We start from the raw sequence: 21,747 nt of genomic DNA, 5'->3' as shown, positions 1-21,747 counted from the left end.
CTGCGGTGCATCAGGCATACCGCAGTGATGCAATCGCAGGCAAGCCAGCTCCCACATTGGAGGTGTGGCAGGGTCAGGTCTTGCGGACGAAGTGGTCATGCATTTCGCTGGTCAGCCCTTCAATGCGTTCGGTCAGCTGTTTGGTCATCTCGGTGAGCTTGGTGTTCTGTTCCAGCAGTTCCAGCAACTGCTTGGTGGTGTGCGCCGCCTGGGCCTGGCGTTCGGTGTTGGCCACGGCCAGGGCTTCGCGGTGCTGGGCGTCGGCGTCGGACTGGGCTTTGTCCCGCGCGGCCTGGCGGGTTTGGGCCAGCAAGATCAACGGCGCGGCATAGGCCGATTGCAGGCTGAACGCCAGGTTCAAGAGGATGAACGGGTACACGTCAAAGTGCGTGACGCCGGTTATGTTGAGCACGACCCAGAGCACCACAATCGCGGTTTGCGCCCCAAGGAAAGTCGGCGTGCCGAAGAACCGCGCAAAGGCTTCGGCTTTCAGCGCAAACGTGTCGTTGCCAAAGGTCGGCGCGAGATGGGCGTGTTTACGGTGAAAACGCAGATGATCAACGTTGGCTTCAGGTTTATCCGGGGTCATGGCGGGCTCGAATCCGTGGCGTAAGACAGGCACCACTATAGACCGAGCCCTTGACCGGGCACATGAAGAAGCCTGTTGCTTACCGGTTGCCCTGATCATTGGCAAACGCACTGACGGCTTGCACCGCCTCGCTGGCGCCTTCGCGAATCTGCAGGATCACCGTACCGGCCTGGTTGGCCAGGTCCACGCCCAGGGCCGCGCGGTCGCGGGTGCCGTCCATGCTGTCGATGGCCTGGCGGGTTTCGTTCTGGATCATCTCGATCATCGAGGAAATCTCTGCCGTTGAACCGCTGGTGCGCGCCGCCAATTGCCGTACTTCATCGGCCACCACTGCGAAACCACGGCCTTGCTCACCGGCCCGTGCCGCTTCGATGGCGGCGTTCAAGGCCAGCAGGTTGGTCTGGTCGGCAATCCCGCGAATGGTGTTGACGATGGCGGTGATCTGCTGAGAACGCTCGCCCAGCTTGGCGATCAGCGCGGAAGAGCCGTCGATGTTGGCGGCAATCTCGCGCATGCCCGTGGCGGTCTGCTGGATCACCTCGGCGCCTTTTTCGGCGATGTCCCGGGTTTGCAGCGAGATGTGATAGGCCTGGGTCGCGCTTTGCGCGTCGGCGGCGTGTTTCTCCACCATGGCCGTGACGTCGGAGGCGTACTTCACCACCTTGCACAGGCGCCCGCTGGCGTCGTACACCGGGTTGTAATTGGCTTCCAGCCACACGATCTGGCCGTTTTTGTCGATGCGCTCGAACTGGCCGTTGAACAGTTCGCCCTGGTTCAGCCGACGCCAGAAATCGCTGTAGGCGCTGCTGTTGCCCAGCTCCGGTGTGCAGAAGATGCGGTGATGTTTGCCCTGCACCTGCGCCAGGCTGTAACCCATGCGGTGCAAAAAATTCTGGTTGGCGCTGATGATGGTGCCGTCGAGGTTGAACTCGATCACCGCCATGGCGCGGTCGATGGCCTGCAGCTTGGCGTTGGCTTCGCTCTCGGCCTGCATTTTCGGGGTGACGTCCATGGCGTATTTCACCACCTTCACCACGCTGCCGGACTCATCGCGCACCGGGTTGTAGCTGGCCTCCAGCCATATCGGCTGGCCGCTGCGGGTCACCCGTTCGAAGGTGCCCGACTGGAACTGGCCGTTGCGCAGTTGCGTCCACAACTGGCCGTACTCGGCGCTGCGGGCAAAGGCCGGGGTGCAGAACAGGCGATGGGATTGGCCCAGGACTTGGTCGGCGGTGTAGTCCATGGCCTTGAGAAAATTCTCGTTGGCCCGCAGGACGGTGCCTTGCAGGTCGAATTCGATCACTGCCATGGAGCGGTCGATGGCGTCGAGAAGGCTGGCCTGCTGGGCGATTGTGGCTTGCAGGGTGCTGATGGTTTTTTTGTGGGTGTTGAATAGCATGGTCGTGTGCTCGGGGGAAGCAAGCGTCAGGGGTATCCATGGGGGCGCCTGCCACCGTAAGGCTTCAGCCTACGGCGAGCGTGCTCATTGCCAGCTTCCTTGTGCTGACAGAGGGGTGGAACAGCGGGTTCTGAGTGGTACTGCCAGCAAGAAGTTCTACGACCGCCGACCAATGGCGGCATTATGCTATCGGTCGGTGACGGCTGCGTTTAATTCAGACGAGGTGCAGTGCGCGGGTTTCAGGCGGTATGGGCGACCGCGTAGTCGCTGATATTGACCCGGTTACGGCCGGTGTCTTTGGCGGCATACAACGCTCGGTCTGCTGCGTTGAGCCACATGGCCGCGTCGGTGAAGGCGGGTTGGAACGAGGCCAGGCCAATGCTCAGGCTGACCCTGAGCTCGGGAATTTCCGGGTTGCGATAATTACTGAACACTTCGCGCATGCGCTCCATCACCTGCGCGGCTTGTTCCAGGGGCATGTCCGGAAGAATCACACAGAATTCGTCGCCGCCGTAGCGCCCGGCCAGGTCGTTTTCCCGCAGGTTGCGCCGCAGTTCCAGGCTCAGTTGGCGCAGTACCTGGTCACCGATGATGTGCCCATAGCTGTCGTTGATCTGCTTGAAGTGGTCGATGTCGATCAGCGCGATGGTGGCGTGCACGTGTTGTTGCTGGCACTTGTGAAACTTCAGGTGCAGCAGGTCTTTCCACGAACCGTGGTTGAGCAGGCCGGTGAGGCTGTCAGTGCGGCTCAGGGCACTCAGGGCACGCTTGTGTTCCGACAATTTGATCGCCAGGCGGTAGCAGACCATGCCCAGAGCCATGGGATACAGCGTGAGCATCGGCAGGCAGGCGTAGACCTGGATCAGGCTGACGTCGGGATTGAAGGTCATCCCGAACAGCAGCCATGACACGCCGATGCCCGCCAATTGCGCCACGATGCCGTGCAGGAATAGGCGTTTGCCGCCGGCGGCGACGTTGTTCATGGTCATCATCGACAGGATGGTCACCGCCGTCAGGGGCGTGAACTGTGTGGTGGCCGCCCAGAACCCGCCGAGCAGCGAGTCGTACAGCAGGTTTCGTCGTTCAGCCTTGTAGGGGAAGTCGGAGCGAGAGGAAAGTTGAAACGCCAGGTGCGCCCAGCCAAAACCATTGAACAGCAGCAACGCCCAGACCCAGCCTGGCATGTGCAGTGGGTAAAGCGCAGCGATGACGCTGATGCAGCCGATGCCCAGGCCGATGATCCTTGGCCTGTAGATACGTCTGGCAAATGACAGCCCTTTGCCTCGTTGGTTTTCCATAGATTCCTGGGTCGATTCTTTTTTTGCAGGTACGACGGCACACGTGATCGGGAAAACCACTGGTCGGATAATACGTGTGAATATTGTCAGTTATTCGCGTGGGAATAATCAGTGTCCTTCGGGGCCATTTGCAAAGGACATGAGACGAATAAGTCAAAAAACGACCTTGGGTGTCGTTCCTGCAACAGGTCAGTGCCGTGGCACGACCTCATAGCCGGCCAGGAACAGGTCGATGGCGGACTCAATGACGCTTGCCTGGGCATCGGCGTCCAGCGTGGGCTGGCCCAGGGTGATCTGCGGCCAGAAGGCGAAAGCCTTGAGCAGGCTTTGTACCTGGTGGGCGGCGAAGCACGGGTCGGTGCAGCTCAACCGGCCATCTTCCTGAGCGGCACGCACCCATTGGGTAAACCCTTCTTCGCGTTTGCTCAGGCGGTTGACCATGTCCTGGGCGCGTTCCGGCGAATGGATGGTGGCGGCAATCGCCACGCGAGCCAGGTCGAGGAAGTTGGCGTCCGACATCATCGTCATCTTGGCTTGCAGCAGCCCGCGCAGTTGCTCGCGCAGCGGCCGGTCACTGGCGTAGCTGACGTCCAGTTGGGCAACGCTGCTGGCCCACAGCTGGTGGAGGATTTCGGCGAACAGCTCTTCCTTGCTCGGGAAGTGGTTGTACACCGTGCGCTTGGAAACCCCCGCGGTGGCGGCAATCTTGTCCATGCTGGTGACCTCGAACCCGTTGTCGCGAAACTCGGCGATGGCGGCTGCCACGATGGCTTCGCGTTTACGGTCGGTGAGGCGCTGGGGTGCAGTCATGGGGGGATTTCGGCTCTGAAGGGAAACTTACACTCGGTAGTTTACTTGCTCCCGGTTTTGTTGCAATCTAGAAACTACACTGTGCAGTGTAATTTTTTGAGCAGTCTGCAGGAGTTCCTCGGTAATGGCCACGATCTCAACCCGTCTCGACAGTTCTTCTTCAGCGCCCAAGTCTTCCGAACAGCATCAAGGTCACTTCACCAATCAGAAGCCCATCCAGCATGGTGGCTTGGGCAAAACCCTGGGCATCATGTGGAAGATGCTCTTCCAGAAGCCTCGCAGTACACGGCCGGTGGGTGAGATCCCGGTGCAGCCGCTGACCCGCGAGCAACTATTTGCCGCCCCCGACCACAGCGTTTTCCGCCTCGGGCACTCCACTGTGCTGCTGAAAATGCGCGGCAAGTTCTGGCTGACCGACCCGGTGTTCGCCGAGCGTGCGTCGCCCTTCAGTTGGGCCGGCCCCAAGCGCTTCCACCAGCCGCCGATCAGCCTTGAGGACCTGCCGCCGATCGAGGCGGTGATTCTTTCCCACAATCACTACGACCACCTGGACCACAAGGCAGTGGTGCAACTGGCGGACAAGACCCGCTTCTTCCTCGCGCCGCTGGGTGTGGGCGATACGCTGGTCAAGTGGGGCGTGGACGCCAGCAAGGTACGGCAACTGGACTGGTGGCAGGGCACCGAAGTCGACGGGATCCGTTTTGTTTCGACCCCGGCCCAGCATTTTTCCGGGCGTGGCCTGTTCGATGGTAACCAGACGCTGTGGTGCTCGTGGGTGATGATCGACGGTCCACGACGGATTTTCTTCAGCGGTGATACCGGCTATTTCGACGGCTTCAAGCGCATCGGCGAGCAGTATGGTCCGTTCGATTTGACCCTGATGGAAACCGGCGCCTACAACGTCGACTGGCCACACGTTCACATGCAGCCGGAAGAAACCCTGCAGGCGCACATCGACTTGAAGGGCCGCTGGCTGCTGCCGATCCACAACGGCACGTTCGACCTGGCGTTTCACGCGTGGCACGAACCCTTCGACCGCATCATGGCGCTGGCGTGGGAGCGTAATGTGTCCATCACCACGCCGCCGATGGGGCAGGCCTTCATGCTCAATCAGCCGGAGCGCGGGCAGGCCTGGTGGCTGGAGGTTGAGCATCAAGGCAGCGAAGAGCACGTCATCGGGTAAGGGCTTGGCAGCCGGCGCTGCAAGCCATTTCCGACATACGCCCCTCCCGGCAAAAGGGTGCAATCGCTCCTCGTGAGAACCCTCGAGGAGTGGGATGTATGGACGATAACAGCAGCAAAGGCATAGGGCCGGGCGTGTCACTGACGATCCGGCCGTTGTTGCCCGGGAAAGGATCCGGCCCCGCACCTGACGTTCCGGTGACGGACAAGGTTGAGGGAGTGCCGTCGAAGCATCGCAACATCAGGCCCCCCGTGCTTGGAGAAACTGCCGTTGTCGGGCCCGGTATTGCTGCGGCAGAAAAGGGCCACGAGCCTGGCTCGACGCCACTGGTGTTCGGCAGCCACGGCGGTGGTGCGATTGTCGATAAAAGTACGCACCAGGGCGGGCTCGAGTTTGGCGCCAGTCTTCACGCCGGGAGTCCTCTGGGCGTTGATCCAGGCCCCAGGTTCGATATCCCGGGCCCCATGATGCGTACCGTGCGCGACCCCGCGCTGTCACTGATCGCCTTGAGCGGCGTCGACCCCGAAGGGAAGGTGATGGTGGAGATTCCTCCGGTCGCCGATGCCGGGCATTTGAGGAATACTCCGTCGCTCGCCGGCAGCCGTATCGGTTTTGCCGGTGAATACAGGTGCGGTGAGCGTCGGGAAGCCGTCTCCCACAGCGAGTATTTTTCCCGGGTATTGAGCCTGCTGCGCACTGCCGGTGCCCAGTTGGTGCCCGTGCCTGCCCTGATCGCGGATGACACGCGGTATTTCAGCCTTGCCCACAGTAATGAGATCGACGAGCGGGTCACTGAGTATCAGTTGGACGCGCTGATATCCGACGCACAAACCCCCGCTTTCCATCGTGCCTCCACCACGGGTCATCCGCGTTTCTGCCTACCGGTGGGCGCTGACGTCGAGGGTGTATCGGCCGGGGTCTGGTTCTATGGCGCGCGGTGGGCCGGAGATCGCCTGGCGACGCTGGTGCACGGTTTCCGGCAGGTGCTGTTGGCGGACAAGAGCAGTCCTGACGGGCCTACTTCGCGGAGCGAGTGATCGCACAAATTTGGAAGATTTGCCCCAACGCCATTGAGTGATTCTCTTCTTAGACTGAGCCAGGGTTATCAAGTGATACCCCTCACCTTCAGACAGCCGGGGAGTCATCAATGATTGGGCCAAGCTTGGGCGCGGGATGGAGTACAGGTTTTTTCGACGCGATAACGCATGCGCCGCAGGGCTTCCGGAGTGCGCAGGCGTTGGCGGCCGACATGGCCAGCACCAACGGAGCCAGTTCGGAGGCGGTGGTGAGGGATTCGCTCAGACAAATAGCCAACCTGGACAAGGGCCTGCAGGGCGGCAACGCGTTTATTGAAATCAATCCGGATGCCCGTGAGAACGCCCGCGCACTGGACAGGGAGCGCGCCGACGGCAAGCTGCGCGGCCCTTTGCATGGTGTGCCGATCGCACTCAAAGACGTCTTCGACACCAGCGACAAGATGCAGACCAGCGCGGGCTCATCGGCGCTGGTGGGTACACCTGCCGCAAAAAATGCCCGGGTGGTGGATAACCTGTTGAAGGCGGGCGTGGTCATCGTCGGAAAAACCAACATGAGCGAGTTGTCCAATTTTCGCTCTGACACGCCGGTCAACGGCTGGAGTTCCCGGGGCGGTCAAACGCTCAACCCTCACCGATTAAATGGCCAGCCGGCGGGTTCGAGTACAGGCTCGGCCGTAGCGGTGGCCCAGGGGTTGGTGCCATTGGCACTGGGGGTCGAAACCAATGGATCGATCATTGCGCCGGCGGCCTATAACGGTGTGATTGGCTTCAAACCCACCGTGGGCCTGGTGAGTACCGAAGGGGTGATGACCAGCTCGCGCCTGGACACGGTGGGCACCTTCACCCGCACCGTGCGAGATGCTGCGCAAGCACTGGATGCGATGACCGAAACAAACCATCACACCACCGGGCTCACGCCTGACTCGCTGGTGGGCAAACGCACAGGCTACACGCCATTGCCTGAGTTATCGGCGGATGACGCCGAAGACCCTGACATCAGAGCCGACAGGCAGCATTTTGCAGACGCTCTCACCTTGCTGCAGGCCAAGGGCGCGACATTGGTACCGGTGGGAAAGCTGGCCGAAGGTGTGTCGGACGATACCTACGACAGTTATAGCCTCGCCCTGTACGCCGACGTTAAGCAAAAGCTTGAGGCGTACCTGGCCGGGCGGGAAGGGTTGCCGGTGAAATCGTTGTCAGAGCTGGTTGAGTTCAACGAGCGCAACACCGGGCCGGGCGTTCCCGACCAAGGGCTACTCACCATGATCAAGGACCTGGACGTGAGCGATGACGTGCGGGAAGGGCTGTGGGCCGCTATCAGCCCGATTTTCAAGGACACCGTCAACAAACCACTGACCGAGCACAAGCTGGATGCAATCGTGTCGAACTTCCTTTCAGGCAGCTACTACTTCGCAGCGGCGGCCGGTTACCCGGGAATCTCCGTGCCGTCCGGCATGGACGACGACGGTATGCCGACGGCGCTTCATTTCTACGGTGCGAGTTTGAACGAACCCACGCTGCTTTCGGTTGCCTACGGGTATGAGCAGGCCTCCCTGGCAATCAGGGAGCCTGCATTCATTCCCGGGCCGGGTTAATCCGGTTCAGTTCAACCCGTAGCGTGCGGCAGGATTACGGTGCGACAGGTTCGGACCGAGTGCCAGCCGCGCGCTTTCGTACGCCTCCCAATCTGCACTGTCCGCCAACGAAGGGATCGTCACGCGTTCACCTTGGGCAAGGCCGGCGAGGGCAGCGTCCACCAGATTTTCGGTGGTCATCACCATGGTTTCCGGCAGGTTGTTCACTGGCAGCCCTGCAATGTCCCAGAACTCCGTGGCGGTGGCGCCCGGCAGCACCACCTGAACCACCACACCCTTGTCGGCAAGTTCATGCTGCAACGATTCGCTGAAGGCCTGCACGAAGGCCTTGGTACCGCCATAGACGCCGTTCAGCAGCTTGGGGGCGAGGGCGACAATCGAACCGATGTTGATAATCGTGCCGCGACCCTGGGCGACAAAATTGGTCGCTGCAGCCTTGGCCAGGCGGGTCAGCGCCAGCACGTTCAGCAGGATCATTGCGTCCATTTTGTCGGCGTCCGACTCCAGCAGCGAAGCGGTGGCTCCTACGCCGGCGTTATTCACCAGCAGGCTGATACGGCCGTCGTCGTGGGCAACCTGGGCGATCCGCGCCAGGTCGGCCGGCAGATTGAGGTCGGCGGCTATCACCTCGACGTTACGTTGAGTGCTGGCCTTCAAGCGGGTTGCCAGTTGCTCCAGGCGTTGCTGGTTGCGGGCCACCAGAATCAGGTCGTAGCCGGCACGAGCCAGGCGGTCGGCATACACCGCGCCTATTCCAGACGAAGCACCGGTGATCAGGGCATAACCTTTGTGTTGTGACATGGCAGTTGCTCCAAATGGCCGGGGAGAGGATCGGCCTTGTTGGAACCAAGATTATGGGTGTAATGTGATGGCTGCAATGTCATATATCCCACCTTTAGAGACATGAGGGTTTGGCCATGGTGTCCGTCGGTATCGTGCTGTTTCCCGGTTTTCAGGTGCTCAGCCTGTCCACCAGCAGCGTGTTCGAATTTGCCAACTTCGTGGTGGGGCGACCGTTCTATCGCGTCGACTTGCTGTCGGAGCACGGTGGGCCGATCAAAAGCTCCATGGGCTTTGCCATCGATAGCCTGGCCTTTGGGCAGCAGGACTACGACACGATCGTGGTGCTGGGGGACAACGAATTACTGGAGCCCACCCCTGGCATGGTGGGCTATTTGCAGGCGTCATTGACGGCGTCGCGCCGGGTCACGTCGGCCTGTACCGGTTCTTTCCACCTGGCCGCGGCCGGGCTGTTGGAGGGGCGCAAGGCAACCACCCACTGGTACCACGCCATGACGTTTCGCCAGCGCTACCCCAACGTGAGGCTGGAGGAAGACCGTATCTTCACCGTAGACGGCCCTTTATGGACGTCCGCCGGGATGACTGCCTGCATCGACCTGGCCCTGGCCCTCGTAGAGCACGACCTGGGCGTGGAAGTGGCCCGCGACGTCGCGAAGAAACTGGTGGTCTACCATCGCCGTGCCGGTGGCCAGTCGCAGTTTTCCGCGTTGCTGGAACTGGACCCCAAATCCGACCGAGTACAAACCGCTCTGGCCTGGGCCAAAGGACACCTGCAGGAGGATCTCTCGGTAGAGCAACTGGCCGAAGCGGCGCACCTCAGCCCGCGCCAGTTCAGCCGACTGTTTCGCGCCGAAACCGGCCAGTCCCCGGCCAAGGCGGTCGAACACCTGCGCATTGAAGCGGCGCGGCTGATGCTCGAATCCGGCAGCCATTCCATCGATGTCGTCGCGCGGGAGACGGGCTTCGGTGACCCGGAGCGCATGCGTCGGGCTTTTTTGCGGGCGTTTGGCCAGCCGCCACAAATGATCCGCCGGGCGTTGCAGTTGCAGGCATAGACGTCAATTTACGGTGGCCAGAACCTTGGGCAGCTCAGGCGAATAGCACTTCAATACGCCCTTGAGTACGCGAAGCGGGCGCAGCCGTAATGACGATTTGCACATCTCGCCCCAGGCGGGACAAGCACTCAAGCATCTTGGCTTCACTGATACCCCGGAACCTGCCACGCAGCATTTCAGACACCTTGGGCTGCGATAAACCAAGGATGACGGACGCTTGTGCCTGAGTGAGGTTTCGTGTCTTGAGAATCTCCCCGATCTTCGCCGCCAGTTGAGCCTTGACCTGCATTTCACTGGCGTCGGGTTGCCCGATGTCTTCATAGACATTGCCGCTGCTTTCTTCGATCTCAATCGCGTTGTAATGCTTGTGCATGATCCTGTGCCGCCTTGAGTCGCTGTTTGATCAGTTGTATGTCGTGCTGTGCCGTAGCGATGCCTTTTGTCGACTTCTTCTGGAAGCAATGGAGGACGTAAACAGCTGAGTCAAAACGGACGGTATATACCCCTCGATAAGTGTTGCCGTCGCAATCCTCGACGACCTCAAGCACCGCATTACCGCCAAACCCTTTCAGTGCCTTGGTTTGTGAATGTTTGCTTCCTCCCTGAGCAAGGTGGAGCGCAAAGCCAAACACATCTTGAACAGCCCCAGGCATTTGCTGCAGATCTTTCTTGCTACCGCCCACCCACAGGAGTGGCTTCCATGAACTCATGAGAGGATATACCTAAATAGGGATAAACGTCAGTGCAAAGAGAAATCTCAATCAGCCGTTTCAACCGCTGAATGCTCTGACGACAAGGGCAAAGAGCCCCTCACACTCATCCCCCACCCCGGCGCAAACCCCGGGAAAAACACCAACCCTTCAGCCTCCAGGCGAAACGCCACACTCAGGCGGACGGCATCATCCACATCGCCATGGCTTTCAAAACGCTGGAGGGCGTCCACGTCCACCTCTGCTTCCCGGGCCAGGTCTTCCCGGCTCCAGCCCAGCATCAGGCGGGCCTGTACGCTGTGCCGTGGGGTAAATTGGTGAAGGACGATCTGCTGTTCTACGGTGCTGCTCATTGCCAGAGAGGACATGGGCTTTCTCCAGGTTCGACGGGGGAGGGCAAACTATACTGTGTTTTTGTACAGTTGTTTTGACCGCTCATCAACTGGATTTTTTCGATAGCGCAACCGCCGCTCTATTTCGCCCCTTCCAGGTAAGTACTCGGTGAGTGGCCGAGCACCCGCCGGAACATGCTGGAAAAAGCCGCCGGGTTTTCGTAGCCCAGGTCCAAAGCGATGCGGGTGATGCTTTCGCCACTGGCCAGCCGCGCCAGGGCCTGCACCACACAGGCGCGCTGGCGCCACTGCACGAAGCTCAAGCCGGTTTGCTGGCGAAAATGCCGGCTGAAGGTGCGCAGGCTCAGGTGCGAGTGTTCGGCCCATTGAGCAGGTGACTGGTGCACGTCCGGGCGCTGCACAAACGTCAGGCACAAGGTCAGCAAGCGTGGGTCTTGCGGCAGCGGGATATGCAGCGGCAAGTGCGTGGCGCGGGCCAGTTCGTGCAGCAGCAGGCAGACCAGCGCACCGTCGCGCCCGGCCTCGTCGTACTCAAGGGGCATCTCCACCGCGTCCATCAGCAGCTGGCGCATCAGTGGCGAAATGCTGATGACGTGGCAACTGGAACCCAAATCGGTGACGGCGTGCGGTTCGATGTACAGGCTACGGGTCGACACGCCGAGCATCAGTACTTCATGGGGCACCTGGGCGGGAATCCACACGGCGCGCTGGGGCGGCACCACCCAATTGCCTTTCTGGGTGCTGACTTGCATCACGCCTGTGGCGCCATACAACAACTGCCCGCGCCGATGGCTGTGGCGCTTGAGCAGATAGCCGTCGGGATAGTCGGTGCCGATCGCCACTACCGTTCGGGGCGTCAGGTCCAGTTGTGCGATGGAAACGTTGCGCATGTGGCGGATTCCGAGAGTGGCAATATCTCGCACATTATTGGCCGACTTGCGCAAGCGGGCCAAGCCTTGAATCTCTATCGTCCAAGGCTCCTCCTGATGCTTAAGGCGATACTCGATGTTCTATCTATTACTGGCGCTGTTCGGCTGCATGACCGGCGTAACGGCGGTGCTGTTCGGGTTCGGCGGCGGGTTCGTGGTGGTGCCGTTGCTGTACGGCATGTTGACGCTCAGCCACGACATGGGCGTAAGTGAGTCGGCGATGCATATCGCGGTCGCTACCTCCACCTGCGTGATGATTGTCAACGCGCTGATCGCCACCGGAAAACACCGGCGCAAAGGTAATCTGATTCGCCATTACCTGTGGCCGTTGGGCGGGTTTATCGGGATTGGCGCGGTGCTTGGGGCCGGTGCAGCGATGTTCGCCAGTGGTAGCTTTATCCGCTACGCCTTTATCGCTTACCTGGCCGTCACCATCGTCGATTGCCTGTTGCGCAGGGGCTTTCTCAGCCAGGACGACACGCACCCACCACGGCGCCTGGGCAGCACGGAAGTGACGGGCGGCGGCATTGCCATTGGGTTGATCGCGACCTTCCTGGGGGTGGGCGGCAGCGTGATGACCGTGCCGCTGTTGCGCCGGTGCGGCTTGAGCATGTCCCAGGCCACGTCCATGGCCAACCCGTTGAGTGTGCCGGTGGCGCTGGCCGGTACCTTTACCTACATGGTCATGGCGGGATTCGCCAAGGTGGAATTGGGCGTGTGGTTTGTCGGCTATGTCGACTTGCTGGCGTTTGCCATCCTCACCCTGGGCTCGCTGCTGGGCATTCGCTTGGCCACGCTGTGGATCGGTCGCATCCCGGACGCGCTGCATGCGCGGGTGTATATCGGGTTGTTGGGCGCGGTGATGGTGAGCATGCTGCTCTAGCTTTCCAACCCCGGCGCCTCGCGAATAATCAGGTGGTCCAGGTTCTCGATATTGGCACTGAACACGCCGAACGTTTGCTCGGGGTTCTTCTTGCTCGGTACCTGTTTCAGCTCCGGCGTCACCCCGTAGAAGAAGCAATACAACGCCCGCTCACTGTCCACCGCCGCCTTGATCTGTTCCAGGAACGCTTTGCGCTTGCGGTAGTTCTCGATCAGTTTTTTGCTCAGGTAAACGTTGATGGAGTAGGGCTTCTTGTCGAGCCAGGCCTTCTTTTCGAAGTCGATGCGAAAGCTGCTGGTGTAGTCCTTGATCGCCTTGATCTTGCCCCAGTAGATCAGGCCTTTGTTGTCTTGCAGGTATTCGATCTTCTTGAAAAACGTCCAATAGGTCGCGGTGTGATCGCCGATCTTCAAGGGCATGCTTTTAAGCTTGTCCTTGTCGCCGATATTGGACACATAGCATTCCACCGGGTGGGCGAAGACGCTGGTTTTGTCCGGGGTGGTGTCGCTTGAGCTGTAAGACACGGCGCTGCGGGTTGTGGGCGTTTTCGGTGGTGCTTGTGGGGTGCCGCCTTCGGCACCGATCACCGTTGTCTTGCGTTCGTACTGGCGTCGCGTCAGGACAAATTCCGACGGGAAGTTTTCCTCCGGCCCATCCTCAGCTTCACCTTTTCCGGCGTGGCGGCTGGCGTAGCGGCAACCGTCGATATGCCGGGTGCTGGGGATATTTTTGAAATGCGGTGTGCGCAGGTAATTGACGTTTTTCGCGTTGAACGTGCCCAGCACATTGCTTGCCGCAAATGCCGCCCGGCATTCATCGTTGGGGCACAGGAAGCTGTCCTTGTCGGAATCGAAGGCGGCGGTTTCGTCGAAATTCAGGTCGCGCACGTCATAGATCGACAGCTTGTCGTCGAGACTCAGGCTGTAGGCCGTGTCGAATTTCATGGGGGGCTCGGGTCCGTGAGAGATTTCGCTTTTACAAGCGAGACAGTGCGCCAACAATACCCGTAGTCACGCCTTGCTCGCCACCCTGCGTCCAGCCAGAAAGCACAACGTCCCGCCCACTGCCGTCAGCCCGCTCAGCGCGTAGAACATTGCCGTCGGCGCTGCATTGATCAACAGGTACCCACAAATGACCGGGCTCAATGCCCCGCCAAACGCCGCCAGGTTCTGCGCGCCGTAGTAACTGCCGCGCAGCGACTCGGGAGCGAGGGTGTCGATAAACAGGAACTCAGACGGGAAGATAATCATCTCGCCCAACGTAAACACGAACATCGCCACACACCACGACAGCAGGCTGTCAGCCTGGCTGAAGCCAATCAGGCCACAGATGAACAGCGAAGTGCCCAGCAGGATCCAGTAGCGTAATTGTTCGCGCTTGAGGAACCGACCGATCTGGTATTGCAGCAACATAACCGTAATGGCGTTGCACGCCAGGATGGCGGAAAGGATCTTCAGCGCGTCATCCGGGTTGTGAATCACCAGTAGGAATTGCGATAGGTACAAGGTGTAGCGGCCATACACGATGGTGCTCAACAGGCTGCCGCCGGTAAATAGCACCAGGCTGCGGTCGTTACGCAGGGTTTTAAGTGTGGTGAGAAAACTCAAGGGCTTGCTGCTTTCCTCCCGTTGAGTGGGCGGGATGCCGATCATCAGGAACACGCTGACAAACGCAATGGCGCTGGACAGCATGAATGGCAACAGCGGCATTTGCCCGGCAATCACCACGCCCACCATGGGGCCTGTGGCGTAGCCGATATTGGTGAGGGTGTAGCGCAGGGAAAACACCTTGGCGCGCTGCTCCACCGGCAGGTTCTCGCTGATGATCGCCTTGGAGCCGATCAGGAACAGCGCCGACGCCGACTCCGTGATCACCAGGGTCAAGGTGGTGAGGTAGAGGTTGGTGGCAAAGGTCAGTAACAGAAAACCGATGGAGCTGGAGAGCATAGCCAGGATCAGCAATTTGCGCTTTTCCATGCGGTCGATGACGTAGCCGCCGTACAGGCCCATCAACGTGGCGGTAAATACCGCGATGCCCATCAGCAAGCCGATGTCTTGCTGGTTGAGGCCCAGGCGTTTGCTCAGCAACAGGGTCATCAGCGGGCTGGTCATGGCTCGGCTGATCACGATGGTCAGCGAGCAGATCATCAAGCGGCGGATTACCAGGGAGTAGGTGGCCACGGTGGAACAGACGTCCTTATTCTTTTTTCAAGGCGATGAAGATCAAGTGTGGGAGCGGGCTTGCTCGCGAATACGGTGTGTCAGTACCACATGTACCAGCTGATCCACCGCATTCGCGAGCAAGCCCGCTCCCACATTCAGATCGAGTTACTGGCCGGCATTGATGCTGATTTTTTCCACCGCACCCTGCTCCAGGTCCCACTTCTTCAGGATCTTGCCGTACGTTCCGTCATCAATCATGCCCTGCAGTGCTTCGCTGATGGCCGTGACCAATTCGGTATTGCTTTTCTCAATCCCCAACCCGGTGAACTGCTTGGAAATCGCCAGGCCCACCGGCTTGTACTTACCCTTGTCCAGCGACATCAGGTAAGGAATGGTTTCACTGCCCTGCATCGCCGCATCCAGACGGTTTTGCTGCAACTGCGCCCGGGCATCCGCCGAACCTTCAGTGCCAATCACCACGATCGCTGGCTTACCGGCTTTTTCGCAGTTTTCCTTGCTCCACGCGGCAATTTCCGACGGCCAGGTGGTACGTCGGCTGGTGCCGACTTTCTTACCGCACAGGTCGGTCAATTCCGTGAGGTCTTCACGCTTGGCCAGGGTGTAGAACTGCGGGCCGCTGGTGAAGTAGTCGATAAAGGTCACCGCCTTCTGGCGCTCGGCGGTGTCGCTCATGCCCGACAGCACAATGTCAACGCGCTTGGTGGTCAGGCCGCTGAGCATCTGTTCGAAGCCGGTTTCCTGCCACTTGATCTTCACCCCCAAACGTTCGGCCAGGGCGTTGCCCAGGTCAAAGTCCAGGCCGGTGAGTTTGTTGGTGGCGGTGTCCTTGAAATCCATCGGCGGGTAGTTCGGCACGATGGCCGCGCTGATCTCACCCTTGTCCTTGATCGCTGCCGGCAATGCCGCCAAAACCGAAGTGGAGGCCATCAGGCCTACGAGCAAACTTGGAAGAAACAGATTTTTCATGGGGGCGTTCTCGTTAGTTTTTTAGTTAAGTGCGAACGGCAGAAATAAAGCTTTGGGTACGCGGGTTTTGTGGGCTTATTAGAATTTCTTCAGGGCTGCCGGCTTCCACAATCTGGCCGGCATCCATAAACACCATGCGGTTGGATACTTCGCGGGCAAAGCCCAACTCATGGGTGACCACAATCATGGTCATGCCGGTGGTGGCCAAATCGCGCATCACCGACAGCACTTCTCCTACCAGCTCCGGGTCGAGGGCTGACGTGGGTTCGTCAAACAACATCAGTTTGGGGCGCATCGCCAACGCGCGGGCAATCGCCACACGCTGTTGCTGGCCGCCGGACAATTCCACCGGGTAGGCATTGCGCTTGTCCGCCAGGCCAACCCGGGCCAGCAACTCCAGCGCGTCCTCGGTGGCTTCCTTGGGCGAGCGCTTGAGCACCTGGCACGGGCCTTCGATGATGTTCTGCAACACGGTCATGTGCGGGAACAAATTGAAGCGCTGGAACACCATGCCGGTGGCCAGGCGCTGACGGGCGATCTGCGATTCATTCAACTCATGCAGCTTGTTGCCGACGACCCGGTAACCCACCAGTTCGCCGTCGACCCACAGGCCGCCCTTGTCGATTTTTTCCAGCTGATTGACGCAGCGCAGCAGGGTGCTTTTGCCGGAACCGGACGGGCCGATGATGCACAGCACTTCGCCTTGTTCGACTTCCAGGTTGATGTCCTGCAACGCGTGATACTGGTCGTAATACTTGTTCAGGTTCACGGCCTTGACGATGCTTCTCATGGGGCAAATCTCCTCAGTCAGGGCTTACGAACGCTTGCCGGCGCCGCGGGCAAAACGACGCTCAAGGCGGCTCTGACCGAATGAAAGAACAGTCACCACCGCCAGGTACCAGATGCCGGCAACAATCAGCAGCTCCATGACCCGGGCGTTGGCGTAGTAGATGTTTTGCGCGTTGTGCAGCAGCTCCGAGTACTGGATCACACTCGCCAGGCTGGTCATTTTCACCATGCTGATGAACTCGTTGCCTACAGGCGGAATGATCACCCGCATCGCTTGGGGCAGAATCACCCTACGCAGCGCCTGAAGGCTCGGCATGCCGATGGACTTGGCGGCTTCGTACTGGCCGGTGTCCACCGACAACAGGCCGGCGCGCACCACTTCAGCGGTGTAGGCACCCTGGTTGATACTCAGGCCGAGGAGGGCGGCCACGAATGGCGTCATCAGGTCCACGGTGTCGATGCTGAACAGCCCGGGAATCGCGATCACCGGGAAAATCAGCGCCAGGTTGAACCACAACAGCAGTTGCAGAATCAGCGGCGTGCCACGAAACAGCCAGGTGTAGGTGATGGCCACGTAACGCAGGATCGGGTTCGCCGACATGCGCATGATGGCGGTGATCACCCCGATCACCACGCCCAGCGCCATGGCCAGGATCGACATGATGATGGTGTTCACCAAGCCCCAGATAATCGCCTCGGACGTGAGGAACTGACCGATGTAGGACCATTCGATCTGACCATTGGCGAATGCACGCAGCAAGGCGGCCAGGGCGATCACGATCAACGTAGCGAAAAACATCCGCCCGTAATAGCGACGGGGCACGTGCTCGTACTGGGTGATATCGAACTGGTTCTCGGTCTGCTGGCGCTCGGCTTGCAAGCGCTCTGCCGGGGTTTGTTTCATGGTGACTCTCCAAAACAACGATCTAACTGGATACCAAGATCCCTGTAGGAGCCCGGCTTGCCGGCGATTGCGCTCTCAAGAACGCTATCGCCGGCAAGCCGGACTCCTACAAGGTGGGCGCTAAATTCGAAAGCCGGTGTAACGCTCAGCCCACTGCTGCTGAGCTGCCAACGCCACCTTCAACCGCCCAATCTGCTCCCTTACCCGCTCCGGCGCCGTCCCACCCCAACCACTGCGCGCCGCAATCGCCGCTTCCAGGGTCAAGCACTCGCGCACCTCAGGTGTCAGGCGTGTATCCACCTCCGCCAACAGCGCCGGCGAGGCTTCCCACAACTCAATCTCATGCTTCTCACAGGCTTGTACCAAGGCGCCGGTAATCTCATGCGCCTCCTTGAACGGCACACCACGGGTGGCCAACCAATCCGCCACCTCAGTCGCCAGGGTGAACCCCATCGGCGCCTGACGACGAAGCTCTTCCACCTGTACCTTCATCGTCGCGACCATCCCGGCCATCGCCGGCAGCACCAGCAGCAACGTATCTACACTGTCCAACACGCTGTGCTTGTCTTCACTCAAATCGCGGTTGTACGACAGCGGCAAGGACTTGAGCGTGGACATCAACCCGGTCAGGTTGCCAATCAAACGCCCAGCCTTACCCCGCGCCAGTTCGGCAATGTCCGGGTTCTTCTTCTGCGGCATGATCGAGCTACCGGTGGCGTAGGCATCGTCCAACTGCACCCAGCGAAACTGCCGCGACGACCACAGGCAAAACTCCTCCGACAGCCGCGAAATATTCACCCCGAGCATGCCCGCCACAAACAGAAACTCCGCCACATGGTCACGGCTGGCTACAGCGTCGATAGAGTTTTCGCACGGCCCGGTGTAACCCATCTCCTTGGCCGAATGCTCCGGCTGACGAGCAATCGCCGAACCTGCCATTGCTGCTGCACCCAACGGCGACAACGCCGTACGCGCATCCCAGTCCACCAAACGCTGCACATCCCGCAGCATCGATTGCGCGTGAGCCAGCAAGTGATGGGCGAACACGATCGGTTGCGCCTGCTGCAAATGGGTGAAGCCCGGGCAGATGCTCTCGATATGCTGCTCAGCCTGGTCCACCAGCGCCTGCTGCAAACCCAGCACCTCGGTGGTGATGGTGCGCGCGTGGTCCCGCAGGAACAGGCGCAAATCGTTGGCGGTCTGGTCGTTACGCGAACGCCCGGCGCGCAGCTTGCCGCCCAGGGCGCCCAAACGCTCGGTCAACACCCGCTCGATGAAGGTGTGCACATCCTCGTCATCCAGCGTCGGGTGCAGACGGCCAGCGGCAAAGTCCTCACCGATCCGGTCCAGCGCTTCCAGGGTGCGCAAGGTTTCCGACTCATCCAGCAACCCGGCGCGCTGCAACTCACGGGCATGGGCCCGGGAGCCGGCCAGGTCGTAGGGCGTCAGGCGAAAATAGCGCTCGGGGCAACGCGACAGCGCGGCCAAAGCAGCGGATGGGCCGGACTTGAAACGAGCACCCCAGAGGCGATCGGTGGGCTGAGACATGGTGTTCCTCACGCTTGTTTTTAGAAGTGACAAGCCCGGTGGACGAGGCTTGGCCTTATGGATTCGGAGGGCAGTAGCAAAACGAAAAGTCCTGATCGACGTGTCAGGTTTTTATGGGCGTTAAATCAGCCGGTAAAAGCCGTTCAACCCGCTATATTCAAGGTTGCCAAGGGCGGTTAAGTATGTTCATTATTGCCGCCCGGCGATGTTCATGGAGTAGGTCAAAGCCTGTTGAATATGGCACTTGAGGTCAACACGTATTATGGAAACCCCACTTTCCAATTCTGGAAACATACCGCCAAAACCCGGCACAAGACCGCCCCTGCAACTCAGCGGCCTGGACTTCAAATTGCTGCGGGTGTTCAAGGCTGTGGTCGAAGCGGGCGGCTTCAGCGCGGCGCAGAATGAGCTGAATGTGGGCCTGGCGGCGATCAGCAAGCAGATTTCCGACCTGGAAATCCGCATCGGCATGCGCCTGTGTACGCGGGGGCGGGAAGGGTTTGGCCTGACCGAAGAAGGCAAATTAGTCTATCAAGCGTCCATAGAGCTATTTGCCTCGGTGGACAGTTTCAGAGACAAGCTTAGTTCGGCGCAGAATGAACTGATTGGCGACCTTAGTGTGGGCGTTATTGATAACACCGTATCGGACGTTAATTCACCGCTGATTAAAGCGCTGGGAAAACTACATACAGAATCGCCAAAAATAAGATTACGCCTACATGCCTCGCAACTGGACGAAGTTGAACGAGGCGTGGTGGAAGGGCGGCTGATTGTCGGTATCGTGCCGGTGTACCAGCGCCGGGAAGAATTCGATTATTTCCCGCTCTACGAAGAAAGGTCCCACGCGTACTGCGCCGTCGGGCATCCGCTGTTCGACGCGAGCAACATCAACGCAGATGTGTTGCGCCAGCATGAAGTGGTCAATCATCGGTACGCGATCCACAGCGACAAGGCCAACTTCGTCAGCTACGACAGCCAGTCCGCGTCGGCCTCACAAGTTGAAGCCGTGGCCATCCTCATCCTCACCGGCCGCTTCCTGGGCTTCCTCCCGGAACACTACGCCGCGCCGCTGGTGAGGGAAGGGCGCCTGCGCGTGTTATGCCCGGAGCAGATCCACCTGAGCACGCCGTTCAACGTCATCCTCAAACACAACACCCCGCGCAGCCCGCTGGTAAAAGCCTTCGCAACGGCACTGGGCGTGGATCTCAAAGCGCCCATCCAGTGAATTCACACCACCCTTAGAGCCTACAGAGATCCCCTGTGGGAGCTTGCGCGATCACCGCAGTTGTTTGCGCTTCTTCTTCGCATGAAAATGCCGAAAATGCGCATCCTGCGCCGCCGCCAACAACTCCCGATCCCCGCGCGTATCACCCCAGGCCCTGAGCCGATACTCCCCCAGATCCCCATAAACCGCCTCAAGCCGAAGCACCTTATTCTCACACCGGCAATTATTCCCTGTGAGCTTGCCGGTCAACACCCCGTCAACCACCTCAAGCTCAGTGCCAATCAACCTGATCCCAAGCCGATCCGCAAACGGCTGCAACACCAACGCCGGCGACGCCGAACACAGCGTCACCACCGCCCCGGATTTCACCTCATCGGCCACCGATTGCAGTCCGGTTGGGCGCATCAACTTGTTCCAATACGCCTGGCAGTATTCCTCAGCTTTCTGCTGAACCCACGCCTTGTCCACGCCGGTCATAAAGGTGCGGATCAACTGCGCCTTTAGCTCATCACGGCTGATGACGCGCAGCAGAAACTGCGCGCCAGGCACCGCCAGCTTCACCATCCTGCGCACGAATTCGCCTTTACCAAAGGCGAACTTCAGGAACGGCACGAAACTGTCGTGGTGGGTCAGGGTGCCGTCGAAGTCAAAGACGGAAAGTACTTTGGCATCCAAGGGGCCGGATTCGAGCATGTCTGGGTTCACGGGCGGGTCTCGGTCCTATCTACTATTTTTTGGAAGGTGCATCTGCTCTGACAGCAGGAGTTTACTCCGGTATCAATCTGTTGATTTTGGAGTAAAGCCCTTTGGTGAAAACATCCCGGTCGCTCGACCGGTGACACCGCTGATGGCAATTGGGGCACAAGGCTACAGCATTGGTGATGCGATCCGAACCCTTCTGGGCGAGGTGCTTGACGTGATGTACTTCAAGAAATGGCTGACCGTCGACCTCGAAAGGCGCGTTCGAGCCGCAACCTTCGCAGATGCCATCGACCTCATTCAATACCCAAGCGCGTACTTTGGGATCGCGAACATAAGCGGTACCGACAACGGACACTTTCTGTGGCTTCGCAATTCCTTCCGGCACCTTATCGATTGGCCGCTGCAGTAGCTTGGAGGCTCGGCGGACGAGGGTTTGCTCATCTGCAGTTTGGGCTGTTTCATCTGATTCAAATATACGAAGCGCGGTGAGAACTTTGCGAATCTGTTGTTCTACTCCCGAGCCCACGTTCTTTGCAGGTTTGTATCCCTTGATCCGGTCCAGGCCCATTTGGACCAGAACCGCAGAAATATTCTGCATACGAAATTCGATAGAGCCTTCTGTGCGGCCTGCGATTGGTCCCTGACGTAGCAAGCGGTTCTCATAGGCTTTGTTAAAACGTTGGCCGCTTTTTTCCCAGGCCAACATTTTCAAGTAAGCCTCTACCGCTGCGGCTAACTCCGCGTCGTCCCAGTCCGTTTTATCTTTTGTGATATCCATGCAGTCGCCA

At 59.6% G+C, this 21,747-nt stretch carries 23 protein-coding genes; 6 read left to right on the top strand and 17 right to left on the bottom strand.

Features of this window, described 5'->3' with window-relative positions; translation table 11 throughout:
• Positions 1-73: 73 nt before the first annotated feature.
• The 4 genes from MUM_RS0111150 to MUM_RS0111135 form a co-directional block, all read right to left on the bottom strand.
• Positions 74-589, bottom strand: coding sequence for a DUF1003 domain-containing protein (locus MUM_RS0111150; protein WP_010169797.1), 516 nt, complete (start codon positions 587-589; stop codon positions 74-76).
• Between the two features lie 79 nt (positions 590-668).
• Entirely contained in the window at positions 669-1,988 is a 1,320-nt protein-coding gene (locus tag MUM_RS0111145) for a methyl-accepting chemotaxis protein (protein ID WP_010169796.1), read from the bottom strand.
• A 239-nt stretch (positions 1,989-2,227) separates the two neighbouring features.
• On the bottom strand, positions 2,228-3,286 hold the full coding sequence (locus tag MUM_RS0111140) for a diguanylate cyclase (RefSeq protein ID WP_010169795.1): 1,059 nt from the start codon (positions 3,284-3,286) through the stop codon (positions 2,228-2,230).
• Between the two features lie 189 nt (positions 3,287-3,475).
• Positions 3,476-4,096: a TetR/AcrR family transcriptional regulator gene (locus tag MUM_RS0111135; RefSeq protein WP_010169794.1), complete on the bottom strand. Its 621-nt coding sequence runs from the start codon at positions 4,094-4,096 to the stop codon at positions 3,476-3,478.
• A gap of 124 nt (positions 4,097-4,220) precedes the next feature.
• On the opposite strand from MUM_RS0111135, the gene MUM_RS0111130 reads away from it, so the two are divergent.
• The 3 genes from MUM_RS0111130 (at position 4,221) to MUM_RS0111120 (ending at position 7,911) form a co-directional block, all read left to right on the top strand.
• Positions 4,221-5,279 carry an MBL fold metallo-hydrolase gene (locus MUM_RS0111130; protein WP_010169793.1) on the top strand — a complete coding sequence of 353 codons (1,059 nt, stop codon included), beginning with the start codon at positions 4,221-4,223 and terminating at the stop codon, positions 5,277-5,279.
• A 251-nt stretch (positions 5,280-5,530) separates the two neighbouring features.
• Positions 5,531-6,316, top strand: a complete 786-nt coding sequence (locus MUM_RS01000000132495; RefSeq protein WP_141629484.1) for a hypothetical protein — start codon at positions 5,531-5,533, stop codon at positions 6,314-6,316.
• 212 nt (positions 6,317-6,528) lie between these two features.
• Entirely contained in the window at positions 6,529-7,911 is a 1,383-nt protein-coding gene (locus tag MUM_RS0111120; protein ID WP_238535528.1) for an amidase family protein, read from the top strand.
• Between the two features lie 6 nt (positions 7,912-7,917).
• Here the strand turns inward: MUM_RS0111120 and MUM_RS0111115 are convergent, their stop codons facing one another.
• Positions 7,918-8,712 carry an SDR family NAD(P)-dependent oxidoreductase gene (locus tag MUM_RS0111115; protein ID WP_010169790.1) on the bottom strand — a complete coding sequence of 265 codons (795 nt, stop codon included), beginning with the start codon at positions 8,710-8,712 and terminating at the stop codon, positions 7,918-7,920.
• A gap of 116 nt (positions 8,713-8,828) precedes the next feature.
• On the opposite strand from MUM_RS0111115, the gene MUM_RS0111110 reads away from it, so the two are divergent.
• Positions 8,829-9,767 (top strand): GlxA family transcriptional regulator, encoded by a 939-nt coding sequence (locus tag MUM_RS0111110; protein WP_010169789.1) that lies wholly within the window; start codon positions 8,829-8,831, stop codon positions 9,765-9,767.
• A 34-nt stretch (positions 9,768-9,801) separates the two neighbouring features.
• On the opposite strand, the gene MUM_RS0111105 is transcribed toward MUM_RS0111110, so the two are convergent.
• From MUM_RS0111105 to MUM_RS0111090, 4 genes are all read right to left on the bottom strand, one after another.
• On the bottom strand, positions 9,802-10,140 hold the full coding sequence (locus MUM_RS0111105) for a helix-turn-helix domain-containing protein (RefSeq protein ID WP_010169788.1): 339 nt from the start codon (positions 10,138-10,140) through the stop codon (positions 9,802-9,804).
• The gene (locus MUM_RS0111100; RefSeq protein ID WP_010169787.1) at positions 10,115-10,477 is read right to left on the bottom strand and encodes a type II toxin-antitoxin system RelE/ParE family toxin; all 363 of its coding nucleotides are present in this window, start codon (positions 10,475-10,477) and stop codon (positions 10,115-10,117) included. Before MUM_RS0111100 ends, MUM_RS0111105 begins: the two co-directional genes overlap by 26 nt.
• A gap of 47 nt (positions 10,478-10,524) precedes the next feature.
• Positions 10,525-10,845: a helix-turn-helix domain-containing protein gene (locus tag MUM_RS0111095; protein ID WP_010169786.1), complete on the bottom strand. Its 321-nt coding sequence runs from the start codon at positions 10,843-10,845 to the stop codon at positions 10,525-10,527.
• A gap of 104 nt (positions 10,846-10,949) precedes the next feature.
• The gene (locus tag MUM_RS0111090; protein WP_010169785.1) at positions 10,950-11,720 is read right to left on the bottom strand and encodes an AraC family transcriptional regulator; all 771 of its coding nucleotides are present in this window, start codon (positions 11,718-11,720) and stop codon (positions 10,950-10,952) included.
• Between the two features lie 115 nt (positions 11,721-11,835).
• Between MUM_RS0111090 and MUM_RS0111085 the strand changes: the two genes are divergently transcribed.
• Positions 11,836-12,642 (top strand): sulfite exporter TauE/SafE family protein, encoded by an 807-nt coding sequence (locus MUM_RS0111085; RefSeq protein WP_010169784.1) that lies wholly within the window; start codon positions 11,836-11,838, stop codon positions 12,640-12,642.
• Here MUM_RS0111085 and MUM_RS0111080 read toward each other — a convergent pair.
• The 6 genes from MUM_RS0111080 to argH all read right to left on the bottom strand — a co-directional run bounded on the left by MUM_RS0111080 (position 12,639) and on the right by argH (position 19,032).
• Positions 12,639-13,586, bottom strand: a complete 948-nt coding sequence (locus MUM_RS0111080) for a hypothetical protein (protein WP_010169783.1) — start codon at positions 13,584-13,586, stop codon at positions 12,639-12,641. The genes MUM_RS0111085 and MUM_RS0111080 overlap by 4 nt on opposite strands.
• Before the next feature lie 66 nt (positions 13,587-13,652).
• Positions 13,653-14,822: an MFS transporter gene (locus MUM_RS0111075; RefSeq protein WP_010169782.1), complete on the bottom strand. Its 1,170-nt coding sequence runs from the start codon at positions 14,820-14,822 to the stop codon at positions 13,653-13,655.
• A 147-nt stretch (positions 14,823-14,969) separates the two neighbouring features.
• Entirely contained in the window at positions 14,970-15,791 is an 822-nt protein-coding gene (locus MUM_RS0111070; protein WP_010169781.1) for an ABC transporter substrate-binding protein, read from the bottom strand.
• Between the two features lie 25 nt (positions 15,792-15,816).
• Complete coding sequence (locus tag MUM_RS0111065) at positions 15,817-16,581, bottom strand: amino acid ABC transporter ATP-binding protein (protein ID WP_003211502.1); 765 nt, start codon at positions 16,579-16,581, stop codon at positions 15,817-15,819.
• A gap of 24 nt (positions 16,582-16,605) precedes the next feature.
• On the bottom strand, positions 16,606-17,484 hold the full coding sequence (locus MUM_RS0111060; RefSeq protein ID WP_003211504.1) for an amino acid ABC transporter permease: 879 nt from the start codon (positions 17,482-17,484) through the stop codon (positions 16,606-16,608).
• 120 nt (positions 17,485-17,604) lie between these two features.
• On the bottom strand, positions 17,605-19,032 hold the full coding sequence (gene argH, locus MUM_RS0111055; protein WP_010169780.1) for an argininosuccinate lyase: 1,428 nt from the start codon (positions 19,030-19,032) through the stop codon (positions 17,605-17,607).
• A 262-nt stretch (positions 19,033-19,294) separates the two neighbouring features.
• Here argH and MUM_RS0111050 point away from each other — a divergent pair, with 262 nt between their 5' ends.
• Positions 19,295-20,257 carry a LysR family transcriptional regulator gene (locus MUM_RS0111050; RefSeq protein WP_029615851.1) on the top strand — a complete coding sequence of 321 codons (963 nt, stop codon included), beginning with the start codon at positions 19,295-19,297 and terminating at the stop codon, positions 20,255-20,257.
• A gap of 51 nt (positions 20,258-20,308) precedes the next feature.
• On the opposite strand, the gene MUM_RS0111045 is transcribed toward MUM_RS0111050, so the two are convergent.
• Together MUM_RS0111045 and MUM_RS0111040 are read right to left on the bottom strand one after the other, a co-directional pair.
• Positions 20,309-20,950, bottom strand: a complete 642-nt coding sequence (locus MUM_RS0111045) for an HAD-IB family hydrolase (protein ID WP_010169778.1) — start codon at positions 20,948-20,950, stop codon at positions 20,309-20,311.
• A gap of 73 nt (positions 20,951-21,023) precedes the next feature.
• A complete protein-coding gene (locus MUM_RS0111040) occupies positions 21,024-21,737 on the bottom strand; it encodes an HNH endonuclease (protein WP_010169777.1) in 714 nt (237 codons plus the stop codon).
• Between the last annotated feature and the right edge of the window lie 10 nt (positions 21,738-21,747).

The organism is Pseudomonas sp. PAMC 25886, assembly GCF_000242655.1.
Classification (GTDB): Bacteria; Pseudomonadota; Gammaproteobacteria; order Pseudomonadales; family Pseudomonadaceae; genus Aquipseudomonas.
The sequence above is the reverse complement of the archived record's forward strand: the minus strand, read 5'-3'. Positions and strand labels throughout refer to the sequence as shown.